This window comes from Methylocystis rosea SV97 (assembly GCF_000372845.1).
GTDB lineage: Bacteria > Pseudomonadota > Alphaproteobacteria > Rhizobiales > Beijerinckiaceae > Methylocystis > Methylocystis rosea.
On sequence record NZ_KB889963.1, the window covers coordinates 2,870,616 to 2,885,446 of the forward strand.

The following is a 14,831-nucleotide window of genomic DNA, read 5'->3' on the forward strand; positions in this document are numbered from 1 at the left end:
AGCGCATTGCCACGCGCCCGCCCCCTCCCTATAGTCCGCCGCCAAAACCGGGAAGCCGGATCCAACGCACCCAAGGAAGCAATACCCATGCTAGAAGGCCTGCGCGTCGCCTCGCAGAACTGGATCGGCCGCACCATCATGGCGCTGGTCATGGGCGTCATCGTCATCAGTTTTTCGATCTGGGGGGTCGGAGACGTGTTTCGCGGCATGACCGCCCAGCGGCTCGCCCGAGTCGGCAGCGGCGAAGTCACGGTCGAAACCTACCGCAGCGCGTATCAAAATGAGCTCCGCCGCATTCAGCAGCGGATGCGGCGCGCGATCACCAATGAAGAAGCGCATCAGGCGGGGCTGGACCTCCAGATCCTCGAGCGCCTCGTCACGGAAGTTGCGCTTGACCAAAAGGCGCGGCAGCTCGGGCTCGCCGCAAGCGATGAGACCACCCAGCGTCTGCTCGCGTCTGAAAAGGTGTTTCAGGGGCCCGACGGCAAATTCGACGCCATGCGCTTCAAGCAGATCGCCAATGACTCCGGCTTCACCGAGCGGGGTTTCGTCGCGGATCAGAAGAACGCTTACCTGCGCAAGATGATTACCGACATCGCCGTCGCCGGAGTCGAGCCGCCCAAGTTGATGGTCGAGGCGATCTATCGTTTCCGCAATGAATCGCGAACGATCGACTACGTCATTCTGCCGCCGTCGCTGGTCGGCGCCGCAGCGACGCCATCCGACGAAGAGCTGAAAAAATACTTCGACGAACGCGAGCAGACCTTCCGCGCCAAGGAATACCGCAAGCTGACGGCGCTGGTCGTCAGCCCTTCTACGGTCGGGAAGCCGGAGAGCGTGCCTGCCGAGCAGGTGCGCAAGCTTTACGACGAGGTCAAATCGAAGCGCTACGGCATGCCGGAAAAGCGTGACGTGCGGCAGATCGTGTTCAAGACCGACACGGAAGCCCAAGCTGCGCTCGCCAAGCTCAAAGCCGGCGCCGACATCGAGGCGATGGCGGCCGAGCTCAAACTCAATCCGAAGGACGTCAACCTCGGCCTCGTCGAGCAGCGCGACTTCGGCGATCCCAACGTTGGAGCGGCGGTTTTTGCGCTTCCCGGGCCGGGGCTCACCGAGCCGGTTCATACCGCCTTCGGCGCCGTCGTCTCCCAGGTCAGGAGCATCGCCCCGGCGGTCTACAACAAGACTTTCGAGCAGGCCGAGCCGGAACTGCGCGCGGAAATCGCCGCGCAGGGCGCCATGCCTGAAGTGCGCCGGCTCCATGAGGCCATCGAGGATCAGCGCGCCTCTGGCAAAACTCTCGCCGAATCCGCAAAGGCCGTGGGGCTGGAGACGCAGGTCTATGACGGCGTCGACGACGCAGGCAATGACCGCAGCGGCAAGCCGATCGCCGGCCTTCCTTCCGGTCCAGACCTCGTGAAGGCCGCCTTCGCATCGGACATCGGCGTCGATAACGATACCGTCGCGACGCGTGACGGCGGCTATGTCTGGTACGAGGTCAACGGCATCGAGCCCGCGCGGCAGAAGACATTCGAAGAGGTGAAGGCGGCCGTCGTCGACGCCATGCGCAGCGACGCGGCGCAAAAGGCGCTCGCCGCCAAGGCCGATGAAATCGTCGCCAAACTGAACGCGGGCCGGTCAATCGAAGACGTCGCCAAGGAAGCGGGCGTTCAGACCCTACGCGCCAATGACGTGAAGCGCGAAGCGCGGCCCGACTTCAACACCAACGTCATCGTTCGATTCTTCGATGTCGCGCCGCGCAACGCCGGCTCCGCCGTCGTCGACAATGGGCGGCTGGTGTTTTTCGTGCGCGACTCGACGACTCCCGTCTTCGACCCGAGTTCGATCGAAGCGAAGACGATCGCCCAGCAGCTGAAGCCTGCATTTCACAACGACCTGCTGGAGCAATATGTCGGCGGCCTCGAGAAAGCGCTCGGCGTCGATATCAACCAGAAGGCCTTGGAAGCCGCGACCGGAGCGGAACGCGACAAGTGAGCGGCGCGCTGTTCGAGCCCGACTTCGACGCCTTCGGCGCCGAATACGACGCTGATCGGCCGCAGCTGGTCGTGACCCGGTTGGTCGCCGATCTCGAAACGCCGGTCTCCGCCTATCTCAAGCTCACGCGCGATCGGCGCGGCGCTACTTTTTTGCTCGAATCCGTCGAAGGCGGCGCCGCCCGCGGCCGCTACTCGATGATCGGCCTCGACCCGGATGTGATTTTTCGCGTCCTCGGCGACAGAGCGGAAATTAATCGCGCCGCGCTCGACGACGCGAGCGTCTTCACGCCTTGCGAGGGAGCGCCGCTCGTCGCCTTGCGTCAGCTCATCGCCGAATCCGCCGTGCCGCAGGCCGTGCGGCTGCCGCCGATGGCGGCGGGAGTTTTCGGCTACCTCGGCTATGACATGGTGCGCCAGATGGAGCGCCTCGGACCGGCCAAGGAAGACAGGATCGGCGCGCCTGACGCGCTTTTCATGCGTCCGACGGTCATGATCGTCTTTGACACGGTTCGCGACGAAATCTCCATTGTCACGCCGGCTCGGCCAAAAGCCGGCGTCGCGGCGAAAGCGGCCTATGAAGCGGCGCTCGCGCGCCTCGACAGAGTCGTTGCAACGCTGGAGGCGCCGCTGGAGCATCGCGACGGCGGGACCGACGCGCAACTCCTCGCTCAGGAGCCGGTTTCGAATACGCCGCCATCTCGTTTTCTGGAGATGGTCGAGCGCGCGAAGGAATATATCCGCGCCGGCGACATCTTCCAGGTCGTGCTGTCACAGCGGTTCACCGCGCCTTTCGCTTTGCCCGCCTTTGCGCTCTATCGCGCATTGCGCCGCGTGAATCCGGCGCCCTTTTTATGCTTTCTCGATTTCGGCGAATTCCAGATCGTCTGTTCGAGTCCCGAGATCCTCGTGCGCGTCGCCGACGCCAAGGTGACGATTCGCCCGATCGCCGGCACGCGCTGGCGCAGCGAGGAGAAGGCGGAGGACGAGCGTCTGGCGGCGGATCTCCTCGCCGATGAAAAGGAGCGCGCCGAACATCTCATGCTGCTCGACCTCGGCCGCAACGACGTCGGCCGCGTCGCGAGGACCGGCACGGTGCGCGTCACTGACAGTTTCACGATCGAGCGCTACAGTCACGTGATGCACATCGTCTCCAATGTTGAAGGCGAGCTCGATGCGCGCCACGATTGCATCGACGCGCTCGCCGCGGGGTTTCCCGCCGGCACCGTCTCCGGCGCGCCGAAAGTGCGCGCCATGGAGATCATTGACGAGCTTGAGACCGACAAGCGCGGCATCTATGGCGGCTGCATCGGCTATTTCGGCGCCGGCGGCCAAATGGACACCTGCATCGTGCTGCGCACGGCGATCGTGAAGGACGGCAAGATGCATGTGCAGGCAGGCGCCGGCGTCGTCTACGACAGCGAACCGGAATATGAACATCGCGAATGCGTCAACAAGGCGAAAGCGCTTTTCCGCGCCGCCGAGGAAGCGGTTCGCTTCGCAACGCGCGCGCGGCGGGGGCAGTAGCCATTTCCGCCAAAGCGCACGGACAGCGAAACAAGCGGCGGCGCATCTGATGGATGGCCCAACGATCTACGACGACGGCGACGATCCCTACCGCGCAATTCGCGTCGGCGAACCGAATGGCGGCGACGCCGCAAAATGGGGCGTGCTGCTCTCGCGCTTCATGCGCATTGTCGCGTTATTTTGGCTCGTGCAAGGCTTGATGCAGTGGCGGATCATTCTCGCTGCCGAACGCTCGATCTTTGAAACCATGCCGCAGAGCGCAGCCTCCGCCGTTATTTTCTTCGCCGTGCTCGATCTCATGGCCGGCGTCGGCCTGTGGCTGGCGACGCCCTGGGGCGGCGTGCTGTGGCTTCTCGTTGCAAGCGCGCAGATTTTTCTTACGCTCAGCATGCCGGGATTCTTCACCGGCGGTTATTGGCTGATCGGCGTCAACGCCGTGCTGATCGCCATGTATTTCGGGCTGACCTTCGAGGCCGGACGCGATATCGAGGCGCAGCACATGCGCGAACGCCGCCGTCGCCGCAAATTCGACAGGAAACCGCCAAAGGCTTCCTAATGCGCAAGGTTTGTTAGAGGAATCATTAGCGTAAATCGAACGTTTAAGTTCATCTCTCATTCACCGCAAACAGCCCCTATCGGGGTAAACGCGCGATTCAGGCTGTTGTTTAAACCGCCTTTCACCTGCGCCGATCTAATTTGATCTCATCGAACGCCGATCAAGAGATGCGCGATGCATCCGCCCTGATGGAGAAGACGATGAGCGCCATGACCAAGACAGCCCCTGCCCGCGAGGATCGCGCCAGCGAGATCCGACCGGTTTATCTCGAAGCGCTCACGCTCGTCGAACGCCTTCACCGCCGTTTGCTCGACGTCATCAAGGACGAATTCGACCGCCGGGATCTTGGCGACGTCAATTCCGTGCAGGCGCTGCTGCTTTACAACATCGGCGACAAGGAGTTGACCGCGAGCGAATTGCGCACGCGCGGCTATTACCTCGGCTCCAATGTTTCATATAACGTCAAGAAGCTCGTCGACATGGGCTATATGCATCATGCGCGCTCGCGCCTTGATCGCCGTTCGGTGCGCATCAGCCTGACTCCGAAGGGCAAGCAAATTCACGATATCGTCGCACAGCTTTATGAGAAGCACGCGCTGACGGTCGAGCAGATCGGCGGCGTTTCCTGCGACGAGTTTCGCACCCTCAATACGTCGCTTTCACGGCTGGAGCGCTTCTGGACCGATCAGGTCCGCTATCGCCTCTGACGCGATCTCGCTTTCTTCTCGTCTCTCAACCGTCGTCTCTCTATCGCCGGCAAGCGCCCCAGGGCCGCTTCGCCGGCGTTTTTCGTGCATCCCCGCGCTTGGAGCGGGTTCCAGGGAACCGCTCTAGCGCAAGCCGCCGCTCAGTCCTATCTTACCGGCTGTTAACCACGATCGCAGGAGCTCAAATGCGTTGGTCCCTCACGATCGGCTCCTTCATGGGAACCGCCGTGCGCATTCACGTCACGTTCCTGCTGCTCTTGGGCTGGATCGGCTTTGCGGCCTACCAGCGCGGCGGCGCGGTCGCAGCGCGCGACAGCCTCCTGTTCATCGTCGCGATCTTTTTCTGCGTCGTGTTGCACGAGTTCGGCCACATTTTGATGGCGCGGCGCTATGGCATCGTCTCGCCGGTGATCACGCTGCTGCCGATCGGCGGCGTGGCCGACATGGAAAAAATGCCAGACAAGCCCCGCCAGGAGCTGCTGATCGCGCTGGCGGGTCCGGCGGTCAATCTCGTCATCGCGGCTTTGCTGATCCTGTTTCTGGGCGCCGTCGATGTGTCCGACGGGATCCAGATCAGCGACCCGTCCGTCAATCTATTAAAACGTCTGGCGGCCGTGAATATCTTTCTTGCGGCGTTCAACTTGATCCCGGCCTTTCCGATGGATGGCGGCCGCGTGCTGCGGGCGGCTCTGTCGATCTGGATTGGCAAGGGCCGCGCGACGCGCATCGCCGCGCAGATCGGTCAGGGCTTCGCTTTCCTGCTCGGTTTTCTGGGGCTGTTCGGAAATCCGCTGCTGCTGTTCATCGCGATTTTCGTCTATATCGCGGCGGCGGGCGAAGCGCAGATGACGTCGATGTCCGAGGCGGCGCGTGGCCTGAAAGCCGCCGACGCCATGGAGACGCGCATCGCCGTGATCGAACGCAGCTCAAGCGTGCGCGAAGCGGTTGATATCCTACTGGCCACGTCTCAGGACGAATTCCCGGTCGTCGACGCCTCGCGCCGGCTCAGCGGCTTCCTGTCGCGCGCCAACATCATCGAAGCGTTGCGGGCTGCCGAACCCGGCGCGCCGATCGCGCCCTTCGTTCGCCAGGAGCCCGCGACGATTGATGGTCGCGAGAACATCGACGCCGCCCTGCCCATGCTCACGAGCGGAGAGGCGGTCGGCGTAACCGACGAGGAGGGTCGGTTCTTGGGTCTTCTGACCCGCCAGTCGCTGGCTGAGATCATGATGATCAAAGATGTTCGGCCGGACTGGCGCTTCTCGCCGCGAGACGATCGCCGTCCGACGGTTGCTTAAGCCCGCCGCCCGGCCTATTGCACTGTTAAACTCGCGCCAGGAGGCTGGACAGCAGCCCAATGTCCAACGTCACGCTTATCGACAACTACGACAGCTTCACTTTCAACCTGGTTCACTATTTCGGCCAGCTGGGCGCGAACGTCACGGTCCACCGCAACGACGCCGTTTCGGTCGCGGAAGTGCTGGCTGGCGGACCCGACGCGATCGTCCTGTCGCCCGGCCCCTGCACGCCGCATGAGGCGGGTATCTGCATGGAGCTGATCTCAGCCGCCGCCGAGACGGTGCCGATTTTCGGCGTCTGCCTCGGCCATCAGTCGATCGGCGAGGTTTTTGGCGGCGACGTCATTCGGGCGCCGCTGCCGATCCACGGCAAGATGGCCACCATTCTCCACCACGGCGACGCCGTGTTTCGCGGCATCGAGGGGCCGTTCCAGGCGACGCGCTATCATTCGCTGATCGTCAGCCGCGACACCCTTCCCGACTGCCTGCGGGTGACCGCCGAGACGCCTGATGGACTCATCATGGCGCTGTCGCATAAGACGCTGCCGACGCATGGCGTGCAGTTCCATCCCGAGAGCATCACCTCGCAGCACGGCCACAAGATTTTACAAAATTTCCTCGATCTCGCGCGGGAATGGAACGAAGGCCCGCGGCGGCGTGAGAAGGCGGCGTGAGGGCCGCTTCGAAGGTCGCCTGCGCCCGTCGGCCGGCGGCCCTGGCCTTGCGCAACGGCGCTGAACGACAGTGAGCGAGGATTTCAAATCCTACATCGCCGCGCTGGTCTCCGGCGCGCCCCTTGCCCGCGACGAGGCGAAAGCGGCGTTTTCTCTAATTTTTCGTGGCGACGCCACGCCGGCGCAGCTTGGGGCCTTTCTCATGGGTCTGCGGCTGCGCGGCGAGACGATTGACGAGATCATCGGGGCTGCGGAGGCGATGCGCGCCGCGATGACCCCCGTCGAAGCGCCGGCCGGCGCGATCGACATCGTCGGGACAGGCGGCGACGGCGCCGGCACTTACAATATTTCCACTCTGGCCGCGATCATCGCCGCAGCGGCCGGCGCGATCGTCGCCAAACATGGCGGCAAGGCGGCCACGTCGCTGTCGGGTTCCTCCGACGTTCTTGGTGAACTCGGCGTCAAGGTCGGCATTTCACCAGCCGCCGCCGCCGCATCGCTTCAAGATGCCGGAATCTGCTTCATGGCCGCGACGACGCACCACCCGGCCATGCGCCATGCCGCGCCGGTGAGAAGCGAGCTGGGCGTGCGCACGATCTTCAATTTGCTTGGCCCTTTGTGTAACCCCGCGCGGGTCGAGCGGCAGATGATCGGAGTCTTCTCCCGCGACTGGCTCGAACCTTTGGCGCATGCGCTTCGCGAACTCGGCGCAAAGCGCGTCTGGCTGCTGCATGGCGGCGACGGGCTCGATGAAGCGACGACGACGGCCGTCACCCATGTCGTCGCGCTCGAAGACGGCGAGATCCGCAGCTTTGACCTCTCGCCGGAGGAGGCCGGATTGCCCCGCGCGACGATCCAGGCGCTTGTCGGCGGCGACGCGGCGCATAACGCAAAAGCCCTGCGCGCCGTTCTGGAGGGCGCGAAGAACGCGTACCGCGACATTGCGGTCCTCAACGCCGGCGTGGCGCTGGTCGTCGCCGGGCGCGCCGCAAATGTGCGCGAAGGCGCGGCGCTCGCTGAGACGGCGCTCGATTGCGGCGCGGCGCGGGATAAGCTCGACGCCCTGATCCGCTGCTCCACTCGAGACGCCTGATCGGCCTTCGCCCTTCGATCGGGATAGGATTGCGCCCATTTATCGGCTATTCATGAGCAGCCGGCTGTCGGCGGAACGAATTCGAGCGATGGCGGTCGCGGCCCGCCCGCCGTAGGCGAGAAAATGACCGACATTCTAAAAAAAATTGAAGCTTATAAGCGCACCGAGATTTCCGAGGCAAAGGTGCGCATGCCGTTCGCGACGCTCGAGCGCAACGTGCGCGATCATGATCCGCCGCGCGGCTTTGTCCATGCGATCGAGCAGAAACTGAACGAGCGTCGCATCGCGCTCATCGCCGAGATCAAGAAGGCGAGCCCGTCCAAGGGAATCATTCGCCCAGACTTCGATCCGCCGAAATTGGCGCGCGCCTATGAAGCCGGCGGCGCGGCCTGTCTTTCAGTGCTGACCGACACGCCCTCGTTCAAAGGCAGACTCGAAGACCTTGAAGCCGCGCGAAAGGCGACCCATCTGCCGGCGCTGCGCAAGGATTTCATGTTCGATCCCTATCAGGTCTATGAGGCGCGGGCTTACGGCGCCGATTGCATTCTCATCATCATGGCCGCCGTCGACGATGACGAAGCGAAGGCGCTGAACACGGCCGCGCATGATCTGCGCATGGACGTGCTCGTCGAAGTGCATGACGAGAGCGAGCTTGATCGCGCGCTGGCGCTGGAGACGCGTCTGATCGGCGTGAACAATCGCGATCTGCACGACTTCAAAGTGTCGCTCGAAGTCAGCGAGAGGCTCGCCGAGAAGATTCCGCGCGACAAGATCATTGTCGCCGAAAGCGGAATCACGACGCATGATGACTGCGTGCGCCTCGAAAAATCGCACATCTTCACCTTTCTCGTCGGCGAAAGCCTGATGCGCAAGCACGACGTCGAAGCGGCTACGCGCGAACTCCTGCAAGGCGCAACGGCCAATCACAACTCCGGCGCGCATAAGTCCCCCGCCGGCGCATGACATGAGCGCGCTGACTCACATCGGCGCGTCAGGCGAAGCGCATATGGTCGACGTGTCGGCGAAAGCCGAGACGTCGCGCGTGGCGCTTGCCCGCGGCCATGTGGTGATGGCGCGCGAAACTCTGCGTCTTGCCGTCGAAGGTCAGGCCAAGAAAGGCGATGTGTTCGGCGTCGCCCGCGTTGCGGGGATCATGGCGGCCAAGAAGACGAGCGACCTCATTCCGCTGTGCCATCCGCTTCCCTTGTCGAGCATCTCGGTCGAGATCACGGCCGACGAGTCGTTGCCGGGCCTGCGCGTCCTCGCCGAAGCGTCGGTCACTGGCAGGACCGGCGTCGAGATGGAGGCGCTGACGGCCGTCTCAATCGCCTGTCTGACGATTTATGACATGCTGAAGGCCGCCGATCGCGGCATGCGCATCGAAGGCGTGGAACTCATTGAAAAGCGGGGCGGCAAGTCCGGCGACTGGCGACGCGGCGAATAGTTCGACTGCGGCGGCAAGGCTCTATATCGTAACGATCGATATATTTGATGATTGGTGGAGGCGCCTGTCATGCGGCCTTTCGTTTTCGCCGTTGCGCTGCTGTTATTGAGCGCGCCAGCGCTCGCCGATCGGGCGAACGAATGTCGGCGCCAGTGCGGCGAGGACGCGGCCTGCTTTCAGCGCTGCATGGGGTATGCCTACAGACCTCACTCCGGCTTTGGCCGTTATGCGCCGCGCGCCTACCGTCGCGCCCCTCCGTCCTACAGTCCGCCGAAAGCTGCAGGTCCTTCAGAGCCAAGCGGCGGCGGCGGCTCTGTCACGAGGCCGAGCATTCTGGGCACGGCCTATGACTATCTTTATGCTCCTGGCGCGGAGACGGCAGGCTACGGCCTCTATTCCTATGTCATCCTGCCCCGGCCCAACGACCGCGCCGTCGCCTTCCTCCGAGAGCTCATCGGCCGCTTTCCCGCGGCGTCGGATGTCGCGTCGCCAAAGGAGCGGATCAACATTCTCTACCTACCGACTAAGGCGCGCTCGCGCGGCCAAGCCGCGTTCCCTGCCGATGTCGAAAAATCCGTGGTCAAAACTTTCCTGACCAAAAACTATGATTTCGCCATGGCGCAGCGCCTGCTGTTTCATTTGTGCGACAAGCCGGCGCCGGCGGTTGCGCAGCTTTGCGAGAACGATCTTTCCGGCGGCCCCTATCTCCTCACCTACGCGACAAAGATCAGCGATCTTTCACCTTTGCCGCCGCCTTTCCTCTTCCTCGATCTCACGAATGTGCGTCCGCGCGCCTTTCCGCTGTTCGTCGCCGCCTACGCCGCTCAGGTGAAACGCCCCGACTTCTCGGACGGCGCGCGACTCGCCGATTTCAGTCTGCAGGTCGCAAATATTCTTTTGACTGCGGCGGACTGGGTTCAGCCTGTAAGCGCGGCGGTCGCTGACATTACGCACTTCGCCGAGGCCAAGAAGAGCGACGGGGAAGCGCCCAAATGAAATTATCCCTCCCTCGGATCGTCGCCGTTTTTTTGCTGGCCATCGCTCTTGGCGTAACTTTTTCCTTCGCTTATCCCGGCGTCGATATTGACGCGGCCCTCGCGACAGTCATCGTGCTCGTCGCACTTGCGGCCGAAAGCCTCGCGGCGTTCATCTATCGCCGCGTCGCGAACCGGGGATAGGTTTTCGCGTGGATAAGCTTCTTTCCGTTTCGGACGCCCTTGCGCGGGTGCTCGCTGGGGCTTCACGGCTTGGCGAAGAACTGTCTCCGCTGGCGCGGGCGCGCGGCCGCACGCTGGCCGCCGACCTTGTCGCCCGCCGCAACCAGCCGCCGGTCGCCGTGTCGGCCATGGACGGCTTTGCGCTGCGCGCGGCTGACCTCGCCGCCGGGCCGCTGCGCATCGTCGGGGAAAGCGCCGCAGGCCACGGCTATGGCGCGGCGTTGCAGGCGGGCGAAGCCGTCCGCATCTTCACCGGCGCGCCAGTCCCGGAGGGCGCCGACGCGATATTGCTTCAAGAAGACGCTGTCGTCGCCGACGGCGCGTTGACGGCAGGCGCGCCGCCCGGTCCGCATATTCGCGGAGCTGGCCTCGACTTTCGCGAAGGCGCGGTCGCGCTCTTCGCCGGCGTGCGCCTCGGCCCGTCCGAACTCGCGCTCGCCGCGGCGATGAATCACGCTGCAGTTCCAGTCGCGCGGCGGCCGCGCGTGGCGATCATCGCTTCGGGCGACGAACTTGTCCCGCCGGGCGCCGAGCCCGGCCCCTCCCAGATCATCTCCTGCAACAATCTCGCGGTCGCCGCCATCGCCGAAGACGCCGGCGCCGAAGTCGTCGACCTCGGCATCTTTCGCGACGATCTCGCGGAACTCGAACGCGGCATCGGCCTCGCCCGCGAGGCGCGCGCCGACGTTCTGGTGACGCTCGGCGGCGCGTCGGTCGGCGACCATGATCTGCTGCGTCCAGCGCTGGCGCGCCAAGGGATGTCGCTCGACTTCTGGAAAATCGCGATGCGGCCGGGCAAGCCCCTGATCCATGGCGCGCTGGGCGACGCGCGCATCCTCGGCCTTCCCGGCAATCCGGTCGCGTCCTTCATTTGCGCGCTGGTCTTTCTCGCGCCGCTCCTGCGCGCGCTGCAGGGCGATCCAGACGCCGGCGCCGATCGGACCGAGACGGCGATCACTGGCGCCGACCTTCCCGCCAATAAGGGGCGGCGCGACTATATGCGCGCGCGGCTCGCCCTGGACGAAAATGGCCGCCTCGTCGCAACGCCGCAGCCGCTGCAGGACTCGTCGCTGCTCACCGAGCTGGCGCAATCGCAGGCGCTGCTGATCCGCGAGCCAGGCGCGCCGCCCCTGGCGAAGGGCGACCCCTGCCGCATCCTTCGGCTGCCATGATCCGACGCCGCGGATCCGTGACTTTGGCGCCGCAACATGGCAAAGGAAACGCGCGCGCTGATCAGCCCGCCACGAAAGCAGGCCCGCATGTCGATCATCGATTCCGTCCGTAAGTCGCTCGTCCCGATCCATCCGGAAGGCTACGTCTTCATCGCCGGTTTCGCCGCCGTCTCCTTCCTGCTGGATTGGCTGTCGCCAACGCTCGGCTGGATGGGCTTCATCGCCACCGCCTGGTGCGCTTATTTCTTCCGCAATCCGCCGCGGGTGACGCCGCTGCGCGAAGGGCTCGTCATCTCGCCCGCGGACGGCGTCGTCAGCGCGGTCGGCTTCTTTCTGCCGCCGGCCGAACTCGGCCTGGGAGCCGAGCCGATGCAGCGCATCTCCGTGTTCATGAGCGTCTTTGACGTGCATGTGAACCGTGCGCCGATCACCGGCCGCATCTCGAGAATCGCTTATAAGCCGGGCCTGTTCCTCAACGCCGACCTCGACAAGGCCAGCGACGACAATGAACGCAGCGGCATGGTCATCGAAGCGCCGTCGGGCCGCTTTGGGGTCGTGCAGATCGCAGGACTCGTCGCGCGGCGCATCGTCGGATTCGTCAAGGAAGGCGAGCAGATCGGCGTCGGCGACCGTTTTGGCCTCATTCGTTTTGGCTCGCGCGTCGACGTCTATATGCCGTCATCGGCACGGCCCATGGTGGCTATCGGGTCCCGGGCCATCGCCGGCGAGACGATCCTCGCTGACATGACCGCCGGCGCCCCTGCGCTGTCATTCAAGGCGGGTTGAACAAGTCATGGCCGATCCCTTCTTCTCCGGGCGCGATTCGCAAGAAGGAACCCTGACGCCCTCCGAACAGCGTCGGCTGCGATTTCGCAACATTCCGTTGCGCATCGTTCTTCCCAATCTCGTGACGCTGCTCGCCCTGTGTATGGGGCTGACGGCGATCCGCTATGGAATCGAAGGACGATTTGAAACGGCCGTGACGGCGGTGATGGCCGCGGCGGTGCTCGACGGGCTGGACGGCCGCCTGGCGCGCGCCATCAAAGGCACGTCGCGCTTCGGGGCGGAGCTCGACTCGCTGTCGGATTTCGTCGATTTCGGCGTCGCGCCTGGCCTGCTGCTGTATCTGTGGACGCTGCACGAGATCAAAGGCCTCGGCTGGTTCGCCGTGCTCGTCTTCGCCATCGCCGGCGCACTACGGCTCGCCCGCTTCAATGTGACGATGGACGATCCGACGAAGCCCGCCTGGCACGCCGAATTCTTCGTCGGCATGCCGGCGCCCGCGGGCGCCGTGACGGTGTTGCTGCCGCTCTATCTGCATTTCTCCGTCTTGGAGCTGCCGGCGTCCAAGGCGATGACGCCGTTTTACATCGTCTATGTGCTCGGCATCGCCTTCCTGATGGCGAGCCGCATTCCGCATTTCTCCGGCAAGCGCATCGGGCGAATACCGCGCGACCTCGTCATTCCGGTGCTTTTCGGCGTGGGCGTGACGGCGCTACTGCTGGCGATCTATCCGATGGAGCTGCTCGCCGTGCTGAGCGTCGCGTTCCTCGCCGCTATTCCGCTTAGCGTGAGGCGCTACAACAAGCTCGCGAAAGCGGAAGCGGAAAAAGCGGCGGCGCTGAAAGAGGCGTGACCGTAAGCAATAAGCGCTGGCGTCAAAAGCGATCTTTGCGATCACGATAATTTTCCGCCTTTGCCTCCTTCGCGATTTCTGCCAGTTGATCGCGCTCAGGCACGGGAACGAGCAGCACGCCAGATCCTTTGGAGATGAAAGCGAACTCCTGGCCGGGCTGCCATTTGTACGCCTCGTAAACCACTTTTGGGATCGAGATCTGAAATTTCGCAGAGAGAGTGGCGGCGTCGGAGTTTTTCATACGTGACCATCGTCGATCGTTCATCGAGCCAGAAATTGACATAGGCCGTTCGAAATCAAGCTCATCGAGCGGCGGCGAGCGGCGCCAGGGGCTGGACCTCGACTTTCTGATTGAGCGGCGGCGGCCCGGCGGGGGCGGTTCCGCCGCTCGCGTCAATCACCGCTTGCGTCTCGGCCTCGCCAGGGCGCGGGGCTGTCAGCTGCGCGCCGATCTTTCGCACCACGTCGGGCGCTTCGGCGAAGGCGCCGTGGCCGACGAAGTCCGTCGAGAACGACGAAATATCGTGCACGGCGACGCCCAATCGATCGAGCTCCGACTTGTCTTCAGGATTGGTGGGATTCATCGCGCCGAGGCGCGGCCGGTCGCCGGCGATGCGCGACGCGAGCGACAGCGCGCGATCATTGTTGGCGACGAAGATCGACACATGCCGAGGATCGACGCGCGCGACCTGTTGGCGGAAAACATTGAGATCGATGTCGGGCGCGGCCAGCATGACTTCGCCAAGTTTGCCATCGAGATCCGGATGGCCGGACTGCGCCACGCCGCGTAGCGTCTCCATCGTCAGCCACGCGCCCATCGAATGTGCGAGCACATGAATGCGGCCGACGCCCGGCGTGCGCGACAGTTCGACGACGAACTTCTCAAGCGCGTCGCGTGAGACTGTCGCCGCCTCCTTGTCGGACTCATAGTTGAACAGCCCGCCTCGGGAATTCCAGGTAAAGAGCGCGGGAACGCCGGAGAAACGTCCGTCGGCGACAATCTGCGCCAGCCGAAAGCGCGCCTCCTCGACACCGGTGTTGAAGCCGTGCACGTAAAGCAGCACGTCGCGCGAATTGCCGATGCGACCCGAGACGTGGGAGGCGACTTCGCCGTAGAACTCGCGCTCATCCATGTTGCGCTTCGACAGCACTGTAAAATGCCGACGCCGATCGGCGCCGCCGAAGCTTGGACGCTCGAGGCTTCCAGCGCGATGGTTGAGCGGGACGCCAATCGACGTCAGTGAAAAATGCGCGCGGCCGTCGTCTGTCGCGCCTTCGGAACGCCGCGTCGAAGCGACGAAAATGGCGACGTCCGACGGCTCCCCCTGGGCTCCAGAGACAAGAGAAACGGCGTTGCCGACGTGGCTGTCGACCATGCGCATGCCGTCCGACACGCAGCCGCCAAGCGACGCCGCGATCAAGAGCGCGCATAAGCGCGTCAGCGTTTCTTTTCCATGAGTGCGCAAATTGATTGGCTCGATCCAGCGCCTGCTCGGAACTGAATCCGCAGCGG

16 protein-coding genes are annotated in these 14,831 nt (G+C 64.0%); 14 read left to right on the forward strand and 2 right to left on the reverse strand.

What is annotated here, in order from left to right:
- The first annotated feature begins 87 nt into the window (after positions 1-87).
- The 14 genes from A3OO_RS0115200 (at position 88) to pssA (ending at position 13,318) form a co-directional block, all read left to right on the forward strand.
- On the forward strand, positions 88-1,995 hold the full coding sequence (locus A3OO_RS0115200; protein ID WP_018408693.1) for a peptidylprolyl isomerase: 1,908 nt from the start codon (positions 88-90) through the stop codon (positions 1,993-1,995).
- Positions 1,992-3,521 carry an anthranilate synthase component I gene (gene trpE, locus A3OO_RS0115205; protein WP_018408694.1) on the forward strand — a complete coding sequence of 510 codons (1,530 nt, stop codon included), beginning with the start codon at positions 1,992-1,994 and terminating at the stop codon, positions 3,519-3,521. The genes A3OO_RS0115200 and trpE overlap by 4 nt, the downstream gene beginning before the upstream one ends.
- Positions 3,522-3,570: 49 nt before the next feature.
- Complete coding sequence (locus A3OO_RS0115210) at positions 3,571-4,077, forward strand: DUF6163 family protein (RefSeq protein ID WP_018408695.1); 507 nt, start codon at positions 3,571-3,573, stop codon at positions 4,075-4,077.
- A gap of 200 nt (positions 4,078-4,277) precedes the next feature.
- Complete coding sequence (gene ldtR, locus A3OO_RS0115215) at positions 4,278-4,784, forward strand: transcriptional regulator LdtR (RefSeq protein ID WP_109026472.1); 507 nt, start codon at positions 4,278-4,280, stop codon at positions 4,782-4,784.
- A 185-nt stretch (positions 4,785-4,969) separates the two neighbouring features.
- Positions 4,970-6,082 (forward strand): site-2 protease family protein, encoded by a 1,113-nt coding sequence (locus A3OO_RS0115220; RefSeq protein ID WP_018408697.1) that lies wholly within the window; start codon positions 4,970-4,972, stop codon positions 6,080-6,082.
- A 59-nt stretch (positions 6,083-6,141) separates the two neighbouring features.
- Positions 6,142-6,756 carry an anthranilate synthase component II gene (locus A3OO_RS0115225; protein ID WP_018408698.1) on the forward strand — a complete coding sequence of 205 codons (615 nt, stop codon included), beginning with the start codon at positions 6,142-6,144 and terminating at the stop codon, positions 6,754-6,756.
- A 70-nt stretch (positions 6,757-6,826) separates the two neighbouring features.
- The gene (gene trpD / locus A3OO_RS0115230; protein WP_018408699.1) at positions 6,827-7,849 is read left to right on the forward strand and encodes an anthranilate phosphoribosyltransferase; all 1,023 of its coding nucleotides are present in this window, start codon (positions 6,827-6,829) and stop codon (positions 7,847-7,849) included.
- A gap of 123 nt (positions 7,850-7,972) precedes the next feature.
- The gene (gene trpC, locus A3OO_RS0115235) at positions 7,973-8,812 is read left to right on the forward strand and encodes an indole-3-glycerol phosphate synthase TrpC (protein WP_018408700.1); all 840 of its coding nucleotides are present in this window, start codon (positions 7,973-7,975) and stop codon (positions 8,810-8,812) included.
- A gap of 1 nt (position 8,813) precedes the next feature.
- Positions 8,814-9,293, forward strand: a complete 480-nt coding sequence (gene moaC, locus A3OO_RS0115240; RefSeq protein WP_018408701.1) for a cyclic pyranopterin monophosphate synthase MoaC — start codon at positions 8,814-8,816, stop codon at positions 9,291-9,293.
- 69 nt (positions 9,294-9,362) lie between these two features.
- Positions 9,363-10,289, forward strand: coding sequence for a hypothetical protein (locus tag A3OO_RS0115245; protein WP_018408702.1), 927 nt, complete (start codon positions 9,363-9,365; stop codon positions 10,287-10,289).
- Positions 10,286-10,471: a hypothetical protein gene (locus A3OO_RS0115250; protein ID WP_018408703.1), complete on the forward strand. Its 186-nt coding sequence runs from the start codon at positions 10,286-10,288 to the stop codon at positions 10,469-10,471. The genes A3OO_RS0115245 and A3OO_RS0115250 overlap by 4 nt, the downstream gene beginning before the upstream one ends.
- A gap of 8 nt (positions 10,472-10,479) precedes the next feature.
- A complete protein-coding gene (locus A3OO_RS0115255; RefSeq protein ID WP_018408704.1) occupies positions 10,480-11,682 on the forward strand; it encodes a molybdopterin molybdotransferase MoeA in 1,203 nt (400 codons plus the stop codon).
- A 36-nt stretch (positions 11,683-11,718) separates the two neighbouring features.
- Positions 11,719-12,468, forward strand: coding sequence for a phosphatidylserine decarboxylase (locus tag A3OO_RS0115260; protein ID WP_018408705.1), 750 nt, complete (start codon positions 11,719-11,721; stop codon positions 12,466-12,468).
- 7 nt (positions 12,469-12,475) lie between these two features.
- Positions 12,476-13,318 (forward strand): CDP-diacylglycerol--serine O-phosphatidyltransferase, encoded by an 843-nt coding sequence (pssA, locus tag A3OO_RS0115265; RefSeq protein WP_018408706.1) that lies wholly within the window; start codon positions 12,476-12,478, stop codon positions 13,316-13,318.
- A gap of 22 nt (positions 13,319-13,340) precedes the next feature.
- On the opposite strand, the gene A3OO_RS0115270 is transcribed toward pssA, so the two are convergent.
- Both A3OO_RS0115270 and A3OO_RS0115275 read right to left on the reverse strand, forming a co-directional pair.
- The gene (locus tag A3OO_RS0115270; RefSeq protein WP_018408707.1) at positions 13,341-13,559 is read right to left on the reverse strand and encodes an AbrB/MazE/SpoVT family DNA-binding domain-containing protein; all 219 of its coding nucleotides are present in this window, start codon (positions 13,557-13,559) and stop codon (positions 13,341-13,343) included.
- A gap of 61 nt (positions 13,560-13,620) precedes the next feature.
- The gene (locus A3OO_RS0115275) at positions 13,621-14,784 is read right to left on the reverse strand and encodes an alpha/beta hydrolase (RefSeq protein ID WP_245257172.1); all 1,164 of its coding nucleotides are present in this window, start codon (positions 14,782-14,784) and stop codon (positions 13,621-13,623) included.
- Positions 14,785-14,831 lie beyond the last annotated feature (47 nt).

Coding starts and splice junctions, on each gene's coding strand:
- A3OO_RS0115200 (WP_018408693.1), top strand. CDS start 88: ATGCTAGAAGGCCTGCGCGTCGCCTCGCAGAACTGGATCGGCCGCACC.
- A3OO_RS0115210 (WP_018408695.1), top strand. CDS start 3,571: ATGGATGGCCCAACGATCTACGACGACGGCGACGATCCCTACCGCGCA.
- ldtR (WP_109026472.1), top strand. CDS start 4,278: ATGAGCGCCATGACCAAGACAGCCCCTGCCCGCGAGGATCGCGCCAGC.
- A3OO_RS0115220 (WP_018408697.1), top strand. CDS start 4,970: ATGCGTTGGTCCCTCACGATCGGCTCCTTCATGGGAACCGCCGTGCGC.
- A3OO_RS0115225 (WP_018408698.1), top strand. CDS start 6,142: ATGTCCAACGTCACGCTTATCGACAACTACGACAGCTTCACTTTCAAC.
- trpC (WP_018408700.1), top strand. CDS start 7,973: ATGACCGACATTCTAAAAAAAATTGAAGCTTATAAGCGCACCGAGATT.
- moaC (WP_018408701.1), top strand. CDS start 8,814: ATGAGCGCGCTGACTCACATCGGCGCGTCAGGCGAAGCGCATATGGTC.
- A3OO_RS0115245 (WP_018408702.1), top strand. CDS start 9,363: ATGCGGCCTTTCGTTTTCGCCGTTGCGCTGCTGTTATTGAGCGCGCCA.
- A3OO_RS0115250 (WP_018408703.1), top strand. CDS start 10,286: ATGAAATTATCCCTCCCTCGGATCGTCGCCGTTTTTTTGCTGGCCATC.
- A3OO_RS0115260 (WP_018408705.1), top strand. CDS start 11,719: ATGGCAAAGGAAACGCGCGCGCTGATCAGCCCGCCACGAAAGCAGGCC.
- pssA (WP_018408706.1), top strand. CDS start 12,476: ATGGCCGATCCCTTCTTCTCCGGGCGCGATTCGCAAGAAGGAACCCTG.
- A3OO_RS0115270 (WP_018408707.1), bottom strand. CDS start 13,559: ATGAAAAACTCCGACGCCGCCACTCTCTCTGCGAAATTTCAGATCTCG.